Below are 20,395 nucleotides of genomic sequence, written 5' to 3'. Positions count from 1 at the left end.
CTCACAGTCCTGCCCCCTTGCCGCGGCGGATCAGCCAGACGAAAACGGGTGCACCCACGAGCGCTGTCATGATGCCGGCAGGGACCTCGCCCGGCAGGAGCACAACGCGGCCGATGACGTCCGCGCCAAGGAGCAGCACCGGCGCCAGGACCAGGGAGAACGGCAGGATCCAGCGGTAATCGGGGCCGGTGAGGAAACGGACGGCGTGCGGGATGACCAGGCCAACGAAAGCGATGGGCCCGGCAAGCGCTGTGGCGGAACCGCACAGCAGCACAATGCTGAGGGCTGTAATGCCGCGGGCGAGTCCAACCCGCTGGCCCAGACCGCGGGCGATGTCGTCGCCGAGGGCCAGGCTGTTAAGGATGCGGCCGGTCAGGAGCACGATGAGGGCGCCAGCTGCCAGGAACGGAAGTCCGGACAGCACCACGGACCAGTCGCGCCCGGCGATGCCGCCCACCTGCCAGAAGCGGAACCGGTCCAAGGTGTCCTGGCTCGATACCAGGATGACGTTCATGAGGGAGTACAGGCCGGCGTTCAGCGCCGCGCCTGCCAGGGCAAGCTTCACGGGCGTAGCCCCGTCCCTGCCGAGGGAAGCGATGAGGTAAACCACGACGGCGGCCGCTGCGGCCCCGACGAAAGCGAACCAAATGTAGCCGGAGAGTGAGCCGACACTGAAGACGTAAATGCCGGTGATCACCGCAAGGGCAGCTCCGGCGTTGACGCCCATGATGCCCGGGTCGGCGAGCGGATTCCGGGCCACGCCCTGCATGGCTGCGCCCGCCAGCCCCAACGCACCGCCGGCCAGCAGGCCAAGGACTGTACGTGGAACGCGGGCATGGACCACGGCGTGGTCACCGTTGGCGGGATCAAACGCAGTCAGCGCCTGCCATACCGTGGCCAGCGGAAGCCCCCGTGCCCCAATGGCCAGGGAGGCCGCAGCCAGCAGGGCAAGTACGACGACGGCGGCCAGCAGCCAGGCAGCGCGCTTCCCGCCTGCGGCGCGGGCAATGCCGGCTGCTCCCTTTGCCGGCACCAAGGTGCCGGATCCAGGCTCCTGGCGCGCCGCCGTCGTCGTACTGTGCGTCATGGACGGCGCTTACTTCACAGCGTCCGCTGCGGTGGCCAGCTGCGGCAGGAACTTGTCCAGCGACCACGGCAGGCTCAGCGGCGAAGAAGCGGAGATGGACAGCGTGAGGGTGTTGTCCGAATCAGCGACCAGGGCGCCGTTCTTGATGGCCGGAATCTGGCCGAGGAGGGGATCTGACTTGATGGAGTCCGTGGTGGCGGCGTCCGGCACCCAGGTGACAAAGACGTCCGATTCAAGCTCGTTGGCCTTTTCCGCGGACCACGGGATGAAGAATTCCTTGGAGCCCTTGGAGTTGTCTTCCACCACCGGGGCCAGCTTCATCCCGATCTCGGAGAGGAACCGCGGACGGTTGTCGTTGGCCGTGTAGACGTTGACGCCCTCAGCGGAGGCCGGCTCGAGGTTGCCGTAGATAAAGCTCTTGCCGGCGATCTGCGGGTACTCGGCAACCTTCTCCTTGATGGTGGCCTCTATGTCGGAGATCAGCTTGGCGGCTTCCGCGTCCTTGCCGAGGGCCTTGCCGATGATTGAGGTGGAGTCCTGCCAGGACGTTCCGTAAGCCAGTTCAGGGTGGGCCACCACGGGGGCGATTTCGCTGAGCTTCTTGTAATCCTCTTCCGTCAAGCCGGAGTAGGCGGCGAGAATGACGTCCGGGGTGATCTTGGCGATCTCGGTGAAGTTGATGCCGTCCGCCTCGGAGTACTGGGCGGGAGCCTTGTCGGAGCCAAAGCCGGCGCCGAGGTCCTCAAGTGCCGCGTCCTTCCACGGAGTGGAGCCCTGCTCGTTGCCGCCCCATTCGTTCTTGGGCAGGCCTACCGGTACAACACCAAGGGCAATGGCGACGTCGTCATTGACCCAGGAGACGGTGGCTACGCGGGTCGGCTGCTTCTCGATTTTGGTCTCGCCGTAGACGTGCTCAATGGTGACGGGGAACTGCGAACTGCTGGAGCTGGAAGCACCCGGTTCGGTGGTGGAGGATGCGGGGCCCGTGGAGCAGGCGGAGAGGGTAAGGGCCGCCGCCGCCAGGACGGCGGCAGCCTTGCCGGCGGATTTGAACAGCGTGCGCCGGGAGGCGTTGGGCCCGGTGAAAAGGGGGGATGTCACAGAACTCCTTAGGTGAATGAAGCAAACCTAAGTAAGGCTAGCCTACCCTCCAGCCCATTACGCAAGGTTTTCGTAACTTATTCCGCAAGGTGACGAAGAGCACAGTCAGTTAGGTGTGTCGCTGCCTTGGACAGGCATTGCCCCTTTTGGCAGGATGGCACTGCCGGTCCAGTTCGCTGACGCCGGAGACCAGAAGAAGAGATGGGGAAACCGGGAACGATGAGTTTTGCCATGCAATCAGTCACGCCCCAACAGATCCGATCATCGTTCATCAACGCGAGCCGCTCGGAGGCCGCCAAGCTCAACCTGCCCAAGGATTTCGACTCCCTCGACTGGGACAGCCTGGATTTCCTGGGGTGGCGGGACGAAAAAATGCCGCTTCGCGGGTACCTGGTAGTTCCGGGGCCAAAGGGACTCACCGGCATCATGCTGCGCGCACCCGAAGGCGGCGCCCGCAAGAACCGTTCTGTGCTCTGCGAGCTCTGCCGGGACGTGTTCTCCAAGGAGGACGTGCTCCTCTGGGTAGCGAAGCGCGCCGGGCAGTCCGGGCGGGACGGCAATACGGTGGGCACACTCATCTGCGCCGATTTCCTGTGCTGCGGCAACGTGCGCAAGGAACCGCCGGCCAACGAGATCAACCCCGACCCGGCCGCCGTGGTCCTTCGCCAAATTGAAGGGCTGAAGGACCGCACCGCCCAGTTCCTGGCCCGGGTGCAGGCCAAATAGCCGGAGCACATTAAAAGAGGAAGCCCTTCCCCACGTGAAGTGGAGGAGGGCTTCCTATTAAAGGGGTCAGCGGTAGGAGAAGCTCATCAGCAATGCTTTCAGGGCCTGGCCTTCCTCGCCGCCGAACCAGACCTTCGCAGCATCGTCGCCGGCGAAAGGCCCTCCCGTGAACACCACGGTTGCCGCCAGAACGCGGTTGCCCCCTACGATGACAACGTCAGCAGCCTGTCCGCCTTCCGGGGAAACGGCCGCACCCCCCGTAAGGGCCATACGGTAGTGGGGCTCGCCGTAAATATTGTCGACAAAGAAGGAGGCATGGACGACGGCAGGACCCGAATGCCCCTGCAATCCCGGTACTGGCTCCGAATAGAACACCGTCCTGGTGAGGGGACCGGTAGCAGCACCACCCACCTCGCTGTAGAAAATCCGGACCCGCTCGCTTCCGCTGGCGTCATACACGGTCCAGTTCACCGCTGAGGGGGACTCTGCATCCCCGGCCGGCTCCACCCGCCAGCCTGCCGGATGGGCAAAAGACAACCGGCCGTCGGGGAAGGTGTACGTCACCGGCGCCGCAGCAGCGGGAACCGTAGCGGACGACGGCGGACCCGCCACTGCGGGGGTCTGGCTGGCAGCCGCGGGAGGCGGGCTGGAAGTGGTGGTGGGGGCAGCGGCTGGGGGAAGACTGACGGCAGAGGAAGCGCTGGCGGCGGGCTTACTTGCCGAGGCCGACTGGGGCGCGGCGGCTGTAGATGTACCACTGCTCCCGGCCGATGTGCTGGACATGCAGCCCGTCACGGCGAGCGCGGCTAAGACGGTCGCCGAGAGCAGGAACACCGCACGCGGGGCGCAACGAATGGAAATACCTTTCAAGAAAACCCCCTGGATCATGTGTCGGGTCAGCGGTAGGAAAAGCTCATGAGCACGGACTTCAGGGCCCGGCCTTCATCACTCCAGTACCAGGCCTGGGCCGCCTCATCGCCCGTAAAGCGCGGTTCGGTAAACAGCACATCTGCAGTCAAGATGCGGTCGCCGAGCTTTACGAGGCCGTATTGCACCTGCCCGTCAGGCGAGACGGGTAATCCCGGCGTCAGACCCATCCTGTAGTGGGTAACGCCGTCAGCGCGATCAATAAAGAAGGACGAACTGGGCGTGGGAACAGAAGCCCCGATCAGTCCCGGTACCGGATCCGTCTCGATTATGGTCCTGGAGACGTTGCCGGCGGTAACGTCACCAACCTGGCTGTAGTAGATGTTTATTTGCTCCTTGCCGTCGGCATCGTAGACGGTGGCCGTCTCAACAGCGGGGGACGTCGAAACCTGCTCATGCTCCACGCGCCAGCCCTCCGGGTGGGCAATGGACAGCCGGGCGTCTGCGAAGGTGAAGGTCAGGGGTCCTTCGGGAACGGGGGAAGAGGTAGCGGGGGGAACGACGGATGCAGCGGGGCTTGCGGACACCGGTGTTGTTGCCCCGGGGGCCTGGGAACCGGCGCTTTCCAGCGAGGTATCAGCCGCACAGCCAGCGAGGGTGAGGGCTGCGACGGCGGTGAGCGCCACGTGGGTGGTGGCGCGGCGTGCTGGGCGCATTTCTGGTGCCTTTCAGGGGAAGGCCGTCAAACTCATCAGGCGTCAGCTGCGGGACCCAGCGTTCCACAACTTCCCGGCGGGAGGATGAAGGCGAGTGTTTGATGCCGATCAGCATGGCACCAGGACAACACCTTTCAACAGCCTCCGGACAATATATCCATCGATTTGTTATAAAGCCCCTCCACAGGTAACAGCTAGCGCAGGACGATGTCCACCGGGTTCGCCTCCGACCGCCAGTTCCCTTGCTCCCCAGGCGGCGGCTTGATCACCGGCGCGGTGAGCACGCCGGAGCGGTTGGTGCGCTTGTCGCGGAGGATTTCCGTGACCGAGCCGAGGTGCCGGGACAGGTCGATGACGTTTTCGGGGGCGGCCAGCAACAGCTGGAACCCGAACTCGTGCAGCGCCTTGATACCGGCTCCGGCGAACTCCTCGGACGCCAGAACGAAGGCCTCGTCCATCATCACGGTGCCGTACGTGGTGAAGCCCTGCTCGGCAATGCCCAGCTGGTAGCTTAGGGCCGCGGCCATGATGAAGGCCGTGAACCGCTGCCGTTCGCCGCCGGACATGGAGCCGGTGTCCGCGTGCATAAAGACCTCGGTCTTCTTTGCGCCCCCCTTTTTGCCGGACGCCGGCACCGCCACCTCGCGGTGCTCCTTGCATTGGATGAACAGGTGCCCGCGTACATCCAGTACCTCGGCCCGCCAGCGCCGGTCCTCGGGCGCCTGCGAGCCCAGCCGCTTCACCAACGTTTCCAGGGACTTGTAGCGGGCGGTGAGCTCGGCGTCATCGTCCCGTTCCTTCCCGGGCGCCTCTGTTTTGGGCGGGCGGGTGTGGCGGGTTTTCAGTGCGTTTTGGATGGCGTCCTTGAACTGCTTGGCCGTGGCTGGCAGGGTCTGCTTGATGTCCAGCTCGAGATAGCTGCCCTCGTGGAAGTTCACTTGGGACAGGATGCCGTTCAGCGGAAGGATGCGGCTGGTGATGGAGCGGCGTTCCTCGTCCAGCAGGTGCAGCAGCGTACTGAACGATTCATGCGTGCGCTGGTTGAAGAACTGCCGGAACTCCGCTTCCTGCGCCGGCAGGCCGTCGCTCACGATGGCGTGGTACCGGGTTTCGAACTCCCCGGCGGCACCAATGGTGGTGCCGTGGTCCGCGGAGATGGCGCTGCCCCACTCCCGGACGAACCCTTCAAAAATGCGCGTGAGGCGCTCGGCGGTGGCCTGCCCCCGGGATTCTGCAGTGTGCAGCTCCCCCAGCAGTTCGGTCCGCACCCGGTTGGCGAGGTTGTCCAGCTCATGCATTTCGCTGACGTCGCCGAAATTTGCGAAGTAGGGTTCCAGCGCGGTGACGATAGCGTCCGACGGCGGCGCCTGGGCCAGGCGGTTGCGCGCAGCTTCCAGCAGGGAGTCCGCAGTGGTGAGCTGCCGGTCCAGCGACTTGTATTCGCTCTGCAGGACAGCTGCGGCCTCGGTGCTGGACTGGTGCTTCTGCCTGGCGTTTTCGATGCTGGCACGCAGCGGTTCCAGGTCCGCTTGGGCGGCCAGGGCGTCTTTGAGCCGCTGCTCAAGCCGGGCCAGCTCATCCGCCGCGACTGCTGCGGACACCTGCTCCCACGGCCGGTGGTCCTCCGCGATCCGGCGGAGGGCGTCGATCTGGCGGCTCATGCCCTGGTGCGAGTCCTCGCGGCTCTGGGCAAGTTCAGCCGCCTTGGCAACTTCCTGGCGCAGGTCCTCCACCTGGCCGGCCACCAGTTCCAGCTTGGCAGCGTTGTCGAAGCCCAGGACGTAGTCCTGCCGGCTGGTGAACCGGTCATCCTTCTCTACCGTATGGCGGTTGCGCTTGACCACACCGCCCAGGCTCAGGCCCTTGTCCAACCCGGCCAGCTCGTCCGGGTGCTCCACGCAGGGGTAGGCGAAGTCCAGGGCGATTCGTTCGCGGACCCACGAGCCCGCTTCAGCAGCCACGCCTGCGGTGAGGATGTCCAGCTTGGTAAGCAGGTCGCCGTCGCGCACGTCCTCCAACGCCAGCGCGCCGCCGGCGAGCGGCTTGGAAACGTCCACCGCCCTGAGGGCGCCGCGGACGTTGTGGTCATTCAGGTAGCGGGTCACCGCCGCGAAGTGCTCGCCGGGGACCAGCAGGGTGGTGGCCAGGTTGCGGAGCGCCCGCTCGGCCGCCGGCCGCCAGCGTTCCTCGCCTTCCACCAGGTCCATCAGCTCACCGGCGAACGGCATCAGGTCCTCGGAGACGCCGGTGGCAGCGGCGATGGCTGCCCGGTTTTCAATGCTTGACGGCGGCAGCAGCGACTTGCGCGTCTTCAGCGACACGAGCTCCTGCTCAGCCGCGGCCAGTTCGCGCTTCCTGGTGGCGTGGGCATCGAAGGCTTCGAAACGAAGTTCCTGCAGGGCCTCGGAATCGTCCTTCAGCTCGGCGGACCTGGCTGCTGCCTGCTCGTGGGCCTGCTCCCAGCCCTCGGCACTCCACTCAAGCTGCAGACCAGCGTCGGACAGGGCCTGGCGGGCAGCTTCCTCCACCTGCTGGCGGAGCTTCAGGCCAACCTTTGCATTCTCCAGCGACTGCTCAATGGCGGAGATCGCATTGCCGCCCTGGTTGTTGTAGTCGGCCTCCAGCTCGCGCAGTTCCTTAGCCAGGCTGTCGCGGACCGCACGTTCCGCTCCCAGTTCCTTGGCCTTCGCCTGCGCCAGCTCCTTGAAGCGGGCCAGCGTTTTCTGATGGACCGTCACGGCCAGCTGCTGCTTGTAGGCCTCAAACTCCTCACCGGCAAGGTCACGGAGCCGGTTCGCGTCCAGCAGCGCCTGCGCGTATTCCTTGTTAAGTCCTGGGACCGGAGCCAGCTGGTCGCGCTGCTGCCGGACATCCTCCAGCCGCTGCCGGATGGACATCAGGTTGCTGAACTCCTCAACCACGTCATCGGCCGCGGCCAGCGTTGCCGGAGCGTCCAGGACCTGGTCCCGGAAGAAGGTGTTGACGCTGCCGCCCAGCCCCTTGCCGGCCTGGATTACGCGCAGCAGCGGCAGAGCCTGGTCAGAACTGATGCCCAGCAACCTGCGGAACCGCTCCGCGAACGCCTTGTGGACGTCGAAGACCTGGGCGTCCGGGAAGATTGTTTCCAGGGCGGCCTTGGTGAAGCGCTTGTCTGCGATCCCCTCCAGCGCCTCGAGGTCCAGCGGCTCATGATCGATCAGGTAGAACCGGCCCACGCTCGACTCCGTGCCGTTCTTGGGCAGGTCGAACAGCGCTGACACCGTCACCCGGGTGCCTGCCGCGTTATCGAACGTCAGCGCGACGGCGGACCAGGTGGCACCAGGGCGCTGGAAGGCGCTGGCCGAGCCCTCCCCCACGGCCTTGTCGCCGACTTTGCCGCGCATGTACGTGAAAGTGGTCCGCTTGTCCTCCACGGCACCGCCCGAACGCTGGGCGGCTGCTTCGTTTGAGCGGGGCCGGGCGTCGAAAACCCGCAGCATCGCATCAAACAAGGTGGATTTGCCCACCCCGGAGTTGCCCGTCAGCAGCGTCCCGTCGCGATCCACGTGCATCGTATGCGCTCCGTGGAATGTTCCCCAGTTGACCACCTGCACCAGTGCCAGCCGCATCTGGCCAGGGTTCGTGGCATCGCCCATCGGCAGCATGTTCGCGATACTCACTTGGCTGCCTCCGCTTCTTCTTCCTCGGTTTCGGCAGGCCCAGCCACCGGATCTGCCTCCAGGTCAAGGAGGGACTCGGTGCCGGCGGGGTCTGCGGTGGCGGCCACCAGGGCCTCAATGTGGGCGGGGATGTCACCGATGTTCCCGAACGGGAGGGCCAGGGGCAGGGCGTTGGAGATGGTGTAGGTGTCGTCCAGCCCGGTGGGAAGAAGGAGCTGGCGGGCCAGAAGCTTGGTGATGGCCCGGGTAACCACGTCTGAGTCCCGGAGCGCGTCCTGCTGGCCTGCCGGCTGGTAGTGGGCCACCAGTTCGGCGATTTCCTCGCGGGTGATGGTGGGGTCCGTCTGGGCGGTGAAGTGCCGGTCCAGCAGCAGGCGCAGGCGGAGCAGCACGATGGTCTCAACCCGGCTGAGCGCACGCTGCTGGCGGAGGATGCTGGAGCGGGCGCTGCCACCGATGGCGTCCGGATCCACCGGACGCAGGACGGCGATCTTCCGCTCGTGGTCCAGCTCCATGGTGAGGAACAGCTCGGACAGCCGGCTGCGGAGGATCACCTGATGGTCCAGCAGGACCGTCCAAAGCTTCTCGTCACGGCCGCCGTCCACGTACGGACCCTTGAGGAGCTTCACCAGCGCCTGCCGCACCTTCATGGGAAGCACGCCGGTGTCGCCGGGGAAGAGAGCGGCGCCGTCAACAAAGGTGTCACGGGGAGTGATTGCACGTTCGAATCGCCGATCAGCACCCGCCGGGGTTGCTGCCGGTTCAGCAGCCACGTCATCTGCCTGCTCAGCCACCGCCTGGTCAGCTGGGTCCAGGGCCGGAACTGCCGCCGTCGTCATCTCTTCAGTCATGGTCGGTCCTTTGGAAGCGTAACCAGCGGCAGGTAGGCCCTGCGCGTGGTGCCGTCTATCTGTTCGAAGTCAAGGGTGTCCACAGCCTGCGTACTGAAGGCCGCGCCGGAGTGCAGGGCGTGCGAGAGGAGCGCGCGGATGGTGTTGATGTGCTGCTCCTCGGAAGGCAGCTGTTGCCACGCCTCGGAAAGGGTGGCAGCTCCTGCCATGGCCTGCCGCACCACTTCCGGCTTGGCTTTGGCGGTCCTCGGCGAGCGCACGCGGTCGGAGTCGCTGAAGGCTATGGGGTCCGCGAGTTTGGGCGGGGCCGCGAACTCGTCGGGATCGAAGAGCTTCACCATGGACAGCGACTCAAAACCAGCATTAAAGAGGACCGGGCCGGGAACCAGGCCCGGGCGTTCCCGCTCGTAGGGAAGGGACCGGATGGCCTGCTCTGCTTCCCGCAGCACCTGGCGGAGCCGGACCGACTGCCGGAAGTCATCGCTTTGGACGTAGGTGTTCAGGCTCTCGCTGAGCTTGCCGTAGATGCGCTGGATCTGGCTGTGCTGCTGGCGCAGCTCCGCCACCAGGTTCTTCAGGGTTTCCCGGTCCTCCGGCGAGAGATCGTCCGCGAACTGCCGGCTGAGAACCTCTCCAATGGCCGACCGGAACCTCAGTTGCTGCTGTGGATCCTCCAGGAACGCGGTGAAGGATCGGAAGGTGCGCCCCTCCGGACTCTGCCGGAGCCGTTTGTCGGCCTCCAGCACCTGGGCCATGGTGGCGCCCTTGGTCAGCGACTCCTCAATGATCTGGTTGCGAAGCTCGCCCACCAGCTCCTCGATCCGGTCGCGCATCTTCTTGTAGTCCGCGGGAAGGCTCGCGGCGAGGTCCAGGATGTTTCCAGCTGCCTCCACTGCCTCGTCGTCGTCCAGCAGGCCGTCAAATTCGCCGCTGCTGATGTCCTGGATCAGCTGCTGGCGTTCCTCGATCTCCTCTTCCAGGGACTCAAGGCGGGCGCTCTGGTCCGGATTGGTTTCGTTGGCGAGTTTTTCCACATCACCCAGGAGCGTGCCCAGCCGGGAACCGTTGAGGGTGGACCGCTCACTGGAAAGGCTGTCCAGGAAGGCGAGCACGCGGGCCGCCGGTTCGGTGACCTCATAGACGATCTGGCCGGACTGGTTCCGCCGCGTCAGGAACTGGCGGCGCGTCCATTCGTCCCCAAAGGACTTACCGTTTGCCCCGCCGCCCAGCCCGGGATCCTGGCGCCGCAGCTCCTCAAGGAAGGAGTCGACGTCGGCATGGAATTCCTCGAGCGGAAGCTGCGGGCGGGTGCGGGTAAAGGATGCCTGCAACACCGCGATCACCCACGGTGCAGAGCGTGTCAGGGCCCAGGCGGGTCCCTTGGTGAGGAGTTCGAGGTCCCGGAGCCGGGCGCTGATGGCGTCAGCGGATGACCTGGCGGAGCGGGGCACACACTCTCCTTGGGCTGTTTGCGGGGGCGGGGGCGGCAGCGCTGGACGGAAAACTGCCAACTACAAGGTTAACGCAGCCCGCCGCGACCGCTCCGTGACCTACCCGGAGGTAGTGTTTCGATCCCATATCAACAGCAGCTTCCGGGCCCCACGGCTCTGGCTGGCACAACAGCTCTCCACCTACGCTTCTGCTACTGATCAAAGCCACAGCAACGCCGCAGCAGGGGGACCCATGCAGTTCGATCTCAGTTCACTGGAAACAGCCACGCTAGTGTTCATCGGCACACTGGTGTTTGGCGTCATCCTGGCCGCGTTCGTTCTGGCGGCAGGGCTGGTGGCCCTGGTGCTGCTGGGAGCGGGAAAGCTGAGCTGGACCCTGGTTTCCACCACGCTCCTGGCAGTGGTCCACGGCCTCAACGCCGGCTGGGCGAAGCTGGTGCACCGCGCCTCGTCAGCGGACGTTGCCGGCGAGTTCCAGGGACAGGCTTCCCCTAGCACCGGAACTTACCCGCGGGTAATCTTGAGGGACAGCTGAAGGGTTCTCCAACCCCGGCGGATCCATGGCTGCACCGGCCATACGGCCTAGGAGATGACCCATGAGCTCCGCCACGGACAGCCCCTCCACCACAAGCCCTGCCACCGGCATCCCGGCGCCCACCGGCCCGGCAACTGACGCCCCGGCCGGGGAGACCCCGGTACCCGCAGGCAAGATCGGTGCCGGCGTCACGGCGGACGAGGCGCGCGCGGTAGCAGAGGCAGCACGCGAGTCAGGCTGGGAACGTCCAAGCTTCGCCAAAGGCCTGTACCTGGGCAGCTTTGACCTCAGCCTGGTCCATCCCTGGCCGGCCCCGGACCCCGCCTCCGTGGAGCGCGGCGAAGCCTTCATGGCCCGCCTCACCGAATACGCCGGCAGCATGGACGGGCGGATCATTGAGCGTGACGCCAGAATTCCGGATGAATACATTCGGGGCCTGGCCGACCTGGGCGTCTTCGGGATGAAGATCCCGGAGGAGTACGGCGGGCTGGGCCTTTCCCTGGTGTATTACGGCCGTGCCCTTGCCCTGCTGGGCAGTGTGCACCCGAGTTTGGGCGCGCTCCTGTCGGCGCACCAGTCCATCGGCGTGCCGGAGCCGGTCAAGGTTTTCGGGACCCCCGAACAAAAACGCGAGTACCTGCCCCGCTGTGCAGCAGGCGCCGTCACCGCTTTCCTTCTCACGGAACCGGACGTGGGCAGCGATCCTGCCCGGATGGGCAGCACCGCAACGCCGACGGACGACGGGGATGCCTACCTTCTGGACGGCGTGAAGCTTTGGACCACGAACGGCGTGATCGCTGAACTGGTGGTGGTGATGGCCGTGGTGCCGGCGCACACGGACGCGGACGGCAGCCGGCACAAGGGCGGAATCAGCGCCTTTGTGGTGGAGATGGATTCGCCCGGGATCACCGTGGAGAACCGGAATGCCTTCATGGGCCTGCGGGGCATCGAGAACGGTGTGACCCGGTTCCATCAGGTCCGGGTGCCGGCAGCGAACCGGCTGGGACGTGAAGGCCAGGGCCTGAAAATCGCCCTCACCACGTTGAACACCGGCCGCCTCTCCATACCGGCGCTGTGTGTTGCGTCCGGCCGCTGGAGCCTGAAGATCGCCCGCGAGTGGTCCAACGCCCGCACCCAGTGGGGCCGGCCGGTGGGTGAACATGAGGCTGTGGGAAAGAAGATTGCCTTCATCGCAGCATCCGCCTTCGCCCTTGACGCCGTGTTCGAGCTCTCTGCGGAGCTGGCGGATGCCGGCCAGAAGGATGTCCGGATCGAGGCTGCCCTGGCCAAGCTCTGGGCCACGGAGATCAGCTGCCGGATTGCGGACGAACTGGTCCAGATCCGCGGCGGCCGCGGCTATGAGACGGCTGAGTCCCTGGCGGCACGCGGCGAGCGCGCCGTTCCTGCCGAGCAGCAGCTGAGGGACCTGCGGATCAACCGGATTTTTGAGGGATCCTCGGAGATCATGCGGCTGCTGATCGCCCGGGAAGCCGTGGACGCGCACCTGGCCGCCGCCGGCGACCTCGCCTCGCTGGACGCAAGCCTGTCGGACAAGGCGAGGGCCGCCGTCGGGGCCTCAGGCTTTTACGCGAAGTGGCTGCCGAAACTGGTGGCAGGCGCCGGGCTGGACCCGCGCTCGTACAATGAGTTCGGCCGGCTGGCCAAGCAGCTTCGGTTCGTGGAGCGCTCGTCACGGCGCCTGGCCCGGCAGACGTTCTACGGCATGGGCCGCTGGCAGGCAAAGCTGGAACGGAAGCAGGCATTCCTGGGCCGGGTGGTGGACATCGGCGCAGAACTGTTCGCCATGACTGCCTGCTGCACCCGGGCAGAGATGCTGCTCCGCACCGAGCCGCAGAAAGCTGCCAGCGCCTACGAGCTCGCGGAGGCGTACTGCGAGCAGGCACGGGTGCGGGTGGATGAGTACTTTGACCAGCTATGGCGCAACACTGACGACGGCGACCACGTCCTGACCCGGAAGGTCCTCGCCGGGGACTACAAGTGGCTGGAGGAAGGCGTGCTGGACCAGTCCGAGGGGACAGGTCCGTGGATTGCCGATGCCTCGCCCGGGCCTTCCCGAAAGGACAACCTGCACCGCAAATACCGCTAAAACCGCTTGTCACGATATAGTAAGCATCCTTGCTATCTCTGCTGGCCGATGGTTGAGTGGATGCATGAGCAGCTCAACAGACCCAGAGAACCTGCCCCCAAGGCGAGCCCGGGAGGACGTTGACCGGAGCGGAAGCCACCGCGATGCTACGGATGCTGATGCCACCCGTTCGTACGACCAGGTGCCGGCAGGCGATACCACCCCTACGTCCACCTACGACCGAGTGCCCGCAGACCGCACGCCTGCAGACCGTTCAGGGTCTTCCGGGGCGTATGCCGAGCGGGACTACACCCCCACCGCAGCAGTACCCGCCGTGGACCCGGGGCTGACTGACCGGCAGACCGCCGTCGCGCGCGAGAAGGAACAGTTCGGCGGGATCAAGGTTGGCTCGGCCTTCTTTGGCTGGCTCACCGCCACGGGCATGGCCGTGCTGCTGACTGCTTTGGTGGCTGCTGCCGGAACAGCAGTGGGACTCGCCACCAACACGGACGTCAATGAGGCTGTCAACCAGGCAGCGTCGAACACCGGCACTGTGGGCCTGGTGGGCATCATTGTCCTGCTGCTGATCCTCTTTCTCTCCTATTACTGCGGCGGCTACGTTGCAGGACGCATGGCGCGCTTCAACGGCATTAAGCAGGGCGTCATGGTGTGGATCTGGGCGCTGATCGTTGCCGTCCTGGTATCGATCCTGGGACTCGTGTTCGGACAGCAATTCAATGTGCTGGCTAACCTGAACAGCTTCCCGCGCATCCCTATTAATGAGGGGCAGCTGACCACCACCAGCATCATCGCGGCAGTTGTGGTTGCACTGGTGGCCCTGGTGGGCGCGGCCCTGGGCGGTCTTGCCGGCATGCGGTTCCATCGCAAGGTTGACCGGGCGGGATTCACGCCGGATACCGACTACGACGACGAGTAATCCGCCGCGCAAGCCATGGCCTCTGACGTTCCCCACGCCGAGAGTTAGGTGCCAACTTTCGGCGGGTTGCCACTGTCAGGGAAGTTGGCATCGTCAGGCGAGGACTTTGCCGTCCAGGTAGAACCACCGGCGCTCTTCCCGCACGAACCGGCTTACCTCATGCTGGACACCCCGTGCGGCGCCGTCCCGGAAGTATGCCTTGAACTCGACGGTGCCCTCGCTGTCCAGGGGACCACCGCGGGCGGTGGAGAGGATGTCCAGACGGCGCCACTGCAGGTCCGGGTCAAGGCCGAGCTCTGCCGGGACCGTGTCCGGGTGCCAGGTCCGCAGCAGATAGGGCTCGTCCATAATGACGAACGCGCTGTAGCGGGAGCGCATCAGCTGCTCTGCGGTGGCGGCTTCCGCCTGCCCGGAATGGAACCGCCCGCAGCACAGCGGGTACTGCTCCCCGGACAGGCACATGCAGTTCTCCTGGCCCGCATCTTTTGTCATACGGGGATGCTGTCATATCCGGTAACGGCTTCGCTACAACCGGGGCGTCGCCGCCGACGCACAAGGCACAGGCAGGCAAAAATCCGTATGGTGGAGAAGGAGCCGGCGCCCAGGCAGAGGGGTACCGGGGCGGGTCACGCTGCCGGCAGAGAGGAGAGATGACGTGGAAAATCCGGATACGCTCATCCTCAACCTGACCTTCCTCGGCACGGTGGGAGTCGCCTTCCTGATGTTCCTGGTGCTCTTCCTGCTGGGGGTCATCACCTTGGTCCTGGCCGGAGTGGGCCGCTTGGCAGCGGTAGTGCTGATGGCGCTGTTTGGCAGGGGCTCCGGAAAGGGCTCCCTCCGGCTGGTGCAGCTGTATGGGACGCGGCTCCAGGGCCGGAAAGACACTTCCGACGGCGGTGCTGCCGCGGCCGCACCGCGGAAGAAGCGCCGGGACTGGCGCGCCGCGCCTAAGCCCGGACATATGAAGTCCACGCTGCGTACGGCCGTCGAACACCACCCGGTGCTGACCGCCGCCCGCCATGAGCCGCCGGTACTGGCAGAGGACTGGGCCGCTGCCGTCGCGGATGCTGACGCCCGCGCAATGGCCCGGGCCCGCGCTGCCCGGCCGGAGATCAAACTCTCGGTACGGGACCTTCCCGACCCCCGAGTGCCAGCTGAAAAGGTTGCCGAAGTGGCGCCCCTGGTGGAGTCAGCGCTGGACAACAGCCGTCCCCCGCAGGAGAAGCCGCGATCCTTCAAGAAACCGCGGGTTCCCCACCCCCTGGCGCCGCTGGACACGGGCTCTCTTGTATCCCTGACAGGACCCCAGCAACTCAGCCAGGCGGTAGAGGCAGCCAAAAACGTGGAGCACAAGCGCTCCTGACCAGAGGGCAAACAGCTCTTACCCTGAGCAACCATCTGGGCTAGCGTGAAGCCCATGGAATTCAGATACCTCGGAAACAGCGGATTCAAAGTCTCGGAAATCACGTTCGGCAACTGGCTGACGCATGGCTCACAGGTGGAGAATGACGTCGCCACAGAATGCGTCCGGGCGGCCCTTGATGCCGGCATCAGCACCTTCGATACGGCTGACGTTTACGCCAACACAGCGGCGGAAACCGTCCTGGGCGCGGCGCTGAAGAACGAGCGCCGCGAATCGCTGGAGATCTTCACCAAGGTCTACGGCCCCACCGGCCCCAAGGGCAAAAACGATCTTGGCCTGTCCCGCAAGCACATCATGGAGTCCATCAACGGGTCCCTGCGCAGGCTGCAGACGGACTACGTGGACCTCTACCAGGCCCACCGCTACGACTTTGAAACGCCCCTCGAAGAGACCATGCAGGCCTTCGCGGACATCGTCCGCCAGGGCAAGGCCCTGTACATCGGCGTGAGCGAATGGACGGCGGAACAGCTCCGCGAAGGCCACGCCCTGTCCAAGGAGCTCGGCTTCCAGCTCATCTCCAACCAGCCGCAGTACTCCATGCTGTGGCGGGTCATTGAGGCCGAAGTGGTGCCAACGTCTGAGGAGCTGGGTGTCTCGCAGATCGTTTGGTCCCCCATGGCCCAGGGCGTCCTGAGCGGCAAGTACCTTCCCGGCCAGCCGGCGCCCGAGGGCAGCCGCGCCACTGACCAGAAGGGCGGCGCCAAAATGATCGAGCGATGGATGCGCGATGACGTCCTGGCAGGGGTGCAGGAACTGAAGCCCATCGCGGAGGAGGCCGGCCTGTCCATGCCGCAGCTGGCGGTGGCCTGGGTGCTGCAGAATCCCAATGTCGCCTCTGCCATCGTCGGCGCGTCCCGGCCTGAGCAGATTGCGGACAGCGTTGAGGCTGCCGGTGTGAAGCTGGAGGCGGAGGTCCTCAAGAGGATCGACGACGCCATCGGCTCCCTCGCCGAGCGGGACCCTGCGCAGACCAAGTCACCGCCCAAGCGGGAAGCATAGGCGGCCCCTGACGTCAGCTGCGGAGCTGCCGGACCTCGCGGTCACGGCAGCTGCCAGCCTGCGACGGCGGAGGAAGCATATGCATCCCCCGTTTAGTTGGTTTCCCAAGGGCGTTGACGGGCGGGCGGCGGGGGCGTAGACCTGAGGCAAAGGCACCACCAGCTCCGTCGAAGCCCGCCGCACAGAATTACGCCGCCATGAAGCAGACCCACGAAAACCTGCAGTCCACCGCTCCTTCCGGACTCCCGCACCAACAGGCCGTGCAGCCCGCAGCGCCCACCACTGGCCCGCTGACCCGGGAGGAACTCCAGCTGGGTGCCCGGAACCACTCCATGCCGCTGGAAGCGCTCCGCCGGGAGGTCACTCCCCCCGGGCTGCACTACGTCCTCACGCACTTCGACATCCCCGAGATCGACGCCTCCTCCTGGCACCTGAGGATCAGCGGTGCGGTCGAGATGGCCTTGGAACTGAGCATGGCCGCCCTGCGCAGGGACCCGACCATCACGGTCCCGGTCACTTTGGAGTGCGCGGGCAACGGGCGTTCGCTTCTGAACCCGAGGCCGCTAAGCCAGCCTTGGATTATGGAAGGCGTGGGCACCGCGTACTGGACGGGCGTCCCGCTCGCTTACCTGCTGGGCAAGGCGGGGGTGCTGCAGAAAGCTGTGGAGGTCGTCTTCACCGGCGCCGATGCCGGGGTGCAGGGCGGCGTCCCCCACCATTACGCGCGGAGCCTGCCGATCCGTGAAGCGCTGCGTGCCGACGTCGTACTCGCCTACAAAATGAACGGCAGGGAACTGCCGCCCCAGCACGGCTACCCGCTTCGGCTGGTGGTTCCCGGCTGGTACGGCATGGCGAGCGTCAAGTGGCTGGAATCGATTGAGGTGGTCACGGCGCCCTTTTCCGGCTACCAGCAGCGGGTGGCCTACCGCTATCAGGATTCGGCGGACGACGACGGCACGCCGGTTTCGCGGATAAGGGTGCGTTCGTTGATGGTTCCCCCGGGCGTTCCGGACTTCTTCACCCGCAGGCGGATCCTGAAGCACGGGCCAGTGCTGCTGCAGGGCAGGGCCTGGTCCGGCGCGGGCGCCGTGACCGGCGTCGAGGTGGGCATTGACGGCACGTGGCTGCCGGCGCAGCTCGAAAAGGCTTTCGGTGGATATGCCTGGCTGAAGTGGACGCTGCCCTGGGTGGCCGAACCGGGTGAGTATGAGCTGTCCTGCCGGGCAACGGACGCCACCGGCGCTACCCAGCCGCTGGAGCAGAACTGGAACTACCAGGGAATGGGCAACAACATGGTGCAGCGGATCAGCGTCACCGTGGAGTGAGCCTGCACTGACTCCCGCCTGGCCCCCTTTGATCGGGCGCAGGGCTATACTCGGTGCCAGCCATGACCAGCCTTCCTTCCTCCCCCGCCAGCGTCCGCATTGACGCCTGGCTGTGGGCCATCCGCGCCTACAAGACCCGCTCCGCCGCCACCGCTGCCTGCCGTGCCGGCCATGTCCGCCTGAACGGCAGCCCGGCCAAGGCATCGGCAACACTGGTGTCCGGGGACACTGTGACCGTCCGGATGCCGGGCTATGAGCGCACCCTTGAGGTGCGGCGGCTGATTGCCAAGCGCGTGGGTGCCGAGGCTGCCTCGCACTGCTTCACCGACCACACACCGCCCCGGCCGCTTGCCCCGGCTCTTGGCCTGCCGCAGCGCGACCGGGGCGCGGGCCGGCCCACCAAGAAGGACCGCCGCGAGATGGAACGGCTTCGCGGTCCGGCGTGACTGAACTTGTCCTGGCGAACGTGCGGATTCCGGCTTAGGTCGGTTGGCTTCCTTACGCCTGTGCCCTGGCAAGGTTGGCGAAAGGAAGTTTTCCATACTCCTCAATGAAGGCTGAGTGGTAATTTGCGGCGGTTTGGTTGAGGTACTCCACGGGCAGTTCCTTCCAGGCGATAACCAGGTCTCCCGCCTCCGCGAGCTGCCAGATCAGTCGGCCGTCCCAGTGCCCCGGCGGCTTGCCCTGCCCGAAGTCCAGGAACTCCTGGATCTGCCGCCGGAGGCCGCGGTTGCCCTTACTCCCCGGTCCGGCCTTCCCGATGTAAAGCACGGCGGCTCCGTCCACCCATTCGACCGCCAGTACCGGTTCCCGCAAAGACGGGTCCTTTTTCTTGAAGACACCGGCGGAACTTTTCCGGAGGAAGCGGGGCTGGAATCCTTCGGGGGCCAGGACGGCGAAAATTCCTGTACCCTGCGGGATCCGCCCTGACTCGAGGGCATTGATGGAGCGGAATCCTGCAAAACCTTCGAGCTTGAGGCCACTCTTGTCGAACTGCATCCCTTCATTGAACAGCACCGCCGGCTGCCTCGGGTTATCCACATAAGACGTCTGGGTTCGTGCCTGCGCTGCCCCATGATGAAAGGCTTACCGCATGAAGGCGGTGGCGACGGCGGGAGCAGTGGCAGGAGGCCTGCCGGGGCCCGGTGTTGCCGGTGTTCGTCTCGCCTTGCTCGCGGTCCCTCCCGCCGCTGATGCTGCAGCGATGATCGACCAGATGCGGGAGCTGGAGGATGCGAAGTCGGCCTTGGCTGCGAAGCAGGCCCGAATCGAGGTTGCCTTTGACCTCGCCAGGAGGCGGGAGCAGGCGGCCGTGGGGGTGCCTGCTGATGAGCTGGGCGCCGGGGTGGCGGCGGAGATTGCTCTGGCCCGGCGGGAGTCCCCTGCCCGGGGCGGAAGGCTCCTGGGGTTGGCGAAGGCGTTGGTAACGGAGATGCCGCGCACCCTGGCAGCCTTGGAGTCAGGTCAGCTGAACGAGTGGCGGGCCACGCTGATGGTGAAGGAAACGGCGTGCCTGTCGGCTGAGGACCGGTGCGCGGTCGACGAGGAACTCGCTGCCGATACCGGCACCTTCGACGGCGCCGGGGACCGGGCCATCATCAGTGCCGTCCGGGCCGCGGCGTGCCGGCGGGACCCGCGGTCGGTGGCGAAACGGGCAGCCCACGCCGTGACCGACCGGACTGTATCACTGCGCCCGGCGCCGGACACCATGACGTACCTGACTGCCCTGCTCCCGGTCGCCCAGGGCGTAGCCGCCTAGCGGCTCTCACCCGGCACGCCGAGAGTTCGCGGTCCTCGGGCGATGAGCGGTCCAAGGGGCAGGTCATGGCCGACACCCTCGTCGAACGCGTCACCGGCACCCCCGGCGGGATCAGCGGGGTCGAGGTCCAGCTCGTCATGACGGACCGCACCCTCTTCCAGGGTGACAGCGAACCTGCCCGGCTCACCGGCTACGGAATCGTCCCCGCCGGATGGGCCAGAAGGGCTGTGCTGGAGGGAACAGGCGCCTCGAAGACCAAAGCGTCTGCAACTGCTGCCACCGGGCCCACAAGCACCCGGTTGGCTGACGCCGGCTCGTCCGGCACGGACATCGCGAACAGCCGGGAGTCGGCCACGTACCTGCGCCGGCTCTACACCGCCCCCGGCACGGGTGAACTCATCGCAATGGACTCCAAGGCCCGGCTTTTCCCACCAGGACTCCGCCGGTTCCTGCAAATCCGTGACGACACCTGCCGCACCCCCTACTGCGACGCGCCCATCCGGCACGATGACCACCTAATCCCCATGCACGACGACGGCCCAACCACCACACCCAACGGCCAAGGCCTCTGCGAAGCCTGCAACCACACGAAAGAAGTGCCAGGCTGACAGGCACTGCCGGTCCCTGGAGCCAGACACACGGTCCAGCTCCAGACCCCACCGGCCACACCTACCGTTCCACCGCCCCACCCCTTCCCGGCACACCCCCGTCGGGTCTCAACTCTGATGTGCCTGCACCTCCCAGTGGAGCGGCTGCCCTTGCGCAAAACCGGCAATCCGCCGTCGTCGAAAACACCGCCATCAGAAATACGTTGAATACGCACGACGGGCCCCTGATTCGGCTGTGTTCAGTACTAATCAACACAATGGAGAG

Annotated in this window: 17 protein-coding genes and 1 pseudogene; 9 read left to right on the top strand and 9 right to left on the bottom strand. The window is 65.9% G+C overall.

Annotation, left to right across the window (positions count from 1 at the left end; all coding sequences use genetic code 11):
• Position 1: 1 nt before the first annotated feature.
• The gene (locus FDW84_RS13370; RefSeq protein WP_138610018.1) at positions 2-1,087 is read right to left on the bottom strand and encodes a FecCD family ABC transporter permease; all 1,086 of its coding nucleotides are present in this window, start codon (positions 1,085-1,087) and stop codon (positions 2-4) included.
• 9 nt (positions 1,088-1,096) lie between these two features.
• Positions 1,097-2,188: an ABC transporter substrate-binding protein gene (locus FDW84_RS13365; RefSeq protein WP_138610017.1), complete on the bottom strand. Its 1,092-nt coding sequence runs from the start codon at positions 2,186-2,188 to the stop codon at positions 1,097-1,099.
• A 231-nt stretch (positions 2,189-2,419) separates the two neighbouring features.
• On the opposite strand from FDW84_RS13365, the gene FDW84_RS13360 reads away from it, so the two are divergent.
• On the top strand, positions 2,420-2,914 hold the full coding sequence (locus tag FDW84_RS13360; protein ID WP_138610016.1) for an FBP domain-containing protein: 495 nt from the start codon (positions 2,420-2,422) through the stop codon (positions 2,912-2,914).
• A 66-nt stretch (positions 2,915-2,980) separates the two neighbouring features.
• On the opposite strand, the gene FDW84_RS13355 is transcribed toward FDW84_RS13360, so the two are convergent.
• The 5 genes from FDW84_RS13355 to FDW84_RS13335 all read right to left on the bottom strand — a co-directional run bounded on the left by FDW84_RS13355 (position 2,981) and on the right by FDW84_RS13335 (position 10,458).
• On the bottom strand, positions 2,981-3,697 hold the full coding sequence (locus FDW84_RS13355) for a hypothetical protein (RefSeq protein ID WP_138610015.1): 717 nt from the start codon (positions 3,695-3,697) through the stop codon (positions 2,981-2,983).
• Positions 3,698-3,810: 113 nt separating this feature from the next.
• On the bottom strand, positions 3,811-4,497 hold the full coding sequence (locus tag FDW84_RS13350) for a hypothetical protein (RefSeq protein WP_138610014.1): 687 nt from the start codon (positions 4,495-4,497) through the stop codon (positions 3,811-3,813).
• 194 nt (positions 4,498-4,691) lie between these two features.
• Entirely contained in the window at positions 4,692-8,156 is a 3,465-nt protein-coding gene (locus FDW84_RS13345; RefSeq protein ID WP_138610013.1) for an ATP-binding protein, read from the bottom strand.
• Positions 8,153-9,007, bottom strand: coding sequence for a DUF4194 domain-containing protein (locus FDW84_RS13340; RefSeq protein ID WP_138610012.1), 855 nt, complete (start codon positions 9,005-9,007; stop codon positions 8,153-8,155). Before FDW84_RS13340 ends, FDW84_RS13345 begins: the two co-directional genes overlap by 4 nt.
• Positions 9,004-10,458, bottom strand: a complete 1,455-nt coding sequence (locus FDW84_RS13335) for a DUF3375 family protein (protein WP_138610011.1) — start codon at positions 10,456-10,458, stop codon at positions 9,004-9,006. The genes FDW84_RS13340 and FDW84_RS13335 overlap by 4 nt, the downstream gene beginning before the upstream one ends.
• 232 nt (positions 10,459-10,690) lie before the next feature.
• Here FDW84_RS13335 and FDW84_RS13330 point away from each other — a divergent pair, with 232 nt between their 5' ends.
• From FDW84_RS13330 to FDW84_RS13320, 3 genes are all read left to right on the top strand, one after another.
• Positions 10,691-10,993 carry a hypothetical protein gene (locus FDW84_RS13330; RefSeq protein WP_138610010.1) on the top strand — a complete coding sequence of 101 codons (303 nt, stop codon included), beginning with the start codon at positions 10,691-10,693 and terminating at the stop codon, positions 10,991-10,993.
• Positions 10,994-11,054: 61 nt separating this feature from the next.
• Entirely contained in the window at positions 11,055-13,100 is a 2,046-nt protein-coding gene (locus FDW84_RS13325; RefSeq protein ID WP_240721507.1) for an acyl-CoA dehydrogenase family protein, read from the top strand.
• 64 nt (positions 13,101-13,164) lie between these two features.
• A complete protein-coding gene (locus FDW84_RS13320; protein WP_138610009.1) occupies positions 13,165-14,016 on the top strand; it encodes a YrzE family protein in 852 nt (283 codons plus the stop codon).
• A gap of 93 nt (positions 14,017-14,109) precedes the next feature.
• On the opposite strand, the gene FDW84_RS13315 is transcribed toward FDW84_RS13320, so the two are convergent.
• A complete protein-coding gene (locus tag FDW84_RS13315; protein WP_240721506.1) occupies positions 14,110-14,508 on the bottom strand; it encodes a YchJ family protein in 399 nt (132 codons plus the stop codon).
• Between the two features lie 163 nt (positions 14,509-14,671).
• Here FDW84_RS13315 and FDW84_RS13310 point away from each other — a divergent pair, with 163 nt between their 5' ends.
• From FDW84_RS13310 to FDW84_RS13295, 4 genes are all read left to right on the top strand, one after another.
• A complete protein-coding gene (locus FDW84_RS13310; RefSeq protein WP_138610008.1) occupies positions 14,672-15,379 on the top strand; it encodes a hypothetical protein in 708 nt (235 codons plus the stop codon).
• Between the two features lie 54 nt (positions 15,380-15,433).
• Positions 15,434-16,438 carry an aldo/keto reductase family protein gene (locus FDW84_RS13305; protein ID WP_138610007.1) on the top strand — a complete coding sequence of 335 codons (1,005 nt, stop codon included), beginning with the start codon at positions 15,434-15,436 and terminating at the stop codon, positions 16,436-16,438.
• A 197-nt stretch (positions 16,439-16,635) separates the two neighbouring features.
• Complete coding sequence (locus FDW84_RS13300; protein ID WP_138610006.1) at positions 16,636-17,763, top strand: sulfite oxidase; 1,128 nt, start codon at positions 16,636-16,638, stop codon at positions 17,761-17,763.
• A gap of 62 nt (positions 17,764-17,825) precedes the next feature.
• Positions 17,826-18,209, top strand: coding sequence for an RNA-binding S4 domain-containing protein (locus tag FDW84_RS13295; RefSeq protein WP_138133674.1), 384 nt, complete (start codon positions 17,826-17,828; stop codon positions 18,207-18,209).
• A 52-nt stretch (positions 18,210-18,261) separates the two neighbouring features.
• On the opposite strand, the gene FDW84_RS13290 is transcribed toward FDW84_RS13295, so the two are convergent.
• Entirely contained in the window at positions 18,262-18,762 is a 501-nt protein-coding gene (locus tag FDW84_RS13290) for a hypothetical protein (RefSeq protein WP_138610036.1), read from the bottom strand.
• 205 nt (positions 18,763-18,967) lie between these two features.
• Here FDW84_RS13290 and FDW84_RS13285 point away from each other — a divergent pair.
• Positions 18,968-20,127, top strand: a pseudogene (locus FDW84_RS13285) (HNH endonuclease); the annotation flags it as partial.
• Positions 20,128-20,395 lie beyond the last annotated feature (268 nt).

This window comes from Pseudarthrobacter sp. NamE5, from assembly GCF_005796225.1.
Lineage (GTDB): Bacteria > Actinomycetota > Actinomycetes > Actinomycetales > Micrococcaceae > Arthrobacter.
The sequence above is the reverse complement of the archived record's forward strand: the minus strand, read 5'-3'. Positions and strand labels throughout refer to the sequence as shown.

What these genes read in the sequence shown, in the direction of transcription:
- FDW84_RS13305 (WP_138610007.1), top strand. Translation starts at nt 15,434, where the DNA reads ATGGAATTCAGATACCTCGGAAACAGCGGATTCAAAGTCTCGGAAATC.
- FDW84_RS13370 (WP_138610018.1), bottom strand. Translation starts at nt 1,087, where the DNA reads ATGACGCACAGTACGACGACGGCGGCGCGCCAGGAGCCTGGATCCGGC.
- FDW84_RS13330 (WP_138610010.1), top strand. Translation starts at nt 10,691, where the DNA reads ATGCAGTTCGATCTCAGTTCACTGGAAACAGCCACGCTAGTGTTCATC.
- FDW84_RS13325 (WP_240721507.1), top strand. Translation starts at nt 11,055, where the DNA reads ATGAGCTCCGCCACGGACAGCCCCTCCACCACAAGCCCTGCCACCGGC.
- FDW84_RS13300 (WP_138610006.1), top strand. Translation starts at nt 16,636, where the DNA reads ATGAAGCAGACCCACGAAAACCTGCAGTCCACCGCTCCTTCCGGACTC.
- FDW84_RS13350 (WP_138610014.1), bottom strand. Translation starts at nt 4,497, where the DNA reads ATGCGCCCAGCACGCCGCGCCACCACCCACGTGGCGCTCACCGCCGTC.
- FDW84_RS13290 (WP_138610036.1), bottom strand. Translation starts at nt 18,762, where the DNA reads ATGCAGTTCGACAAGAGTGGCCTCAAGCTCGAAGGTTTTGCAGGATTC.
- FDW84_RS13355 (WP_138610015.1), bottom strand. Translation starts at nt 3,697, where the DNA reads ATGTCCAGCACATCGGCCGGGAGCAGTGGTACATCTACAGCCGCCGCG.
- FDW84_RS13320 (WP_138610009.1), top strand. Translation starts at nt 13,165, where the DNA reads ATGAGCAGCTCAACAGACCCAGAGAACCTGCCCCCAAGGCGAGCCCGG.
- FDW84_RS13315 (WP_240721506.1), bottom strand. Translation starts at nt 14,508, where the DNA reads ATGACAAAAGATGCGGGCCAGGAGAACTGCATGTGCCTGTCCGGGGAG.
- FDW84_RS13295 (WP_138133674.1), top strand. Translation starts at nt 17,826, where the DNA reads ATGACCAGCCTTCCTTCCTCCCCCGCCAGCGTCCGCATTGACGCCTGG.
- FDW84_RS13360 (WP_138610016.1), top strand. Translation starts at nt 2,420, where the DNA reads ATGCAATCAGTCACGCCCCAACAGATCCGATCATCGTTCATCAACGCG.
- FDW84_RS13340 (WP_138610012.1), bottom strand. Translation starts at nt 9,007, where the DNA reads ATGACTGAAGAGATGACGACGGCGGCAGTTCCGGCCCTGGACCCAGCT.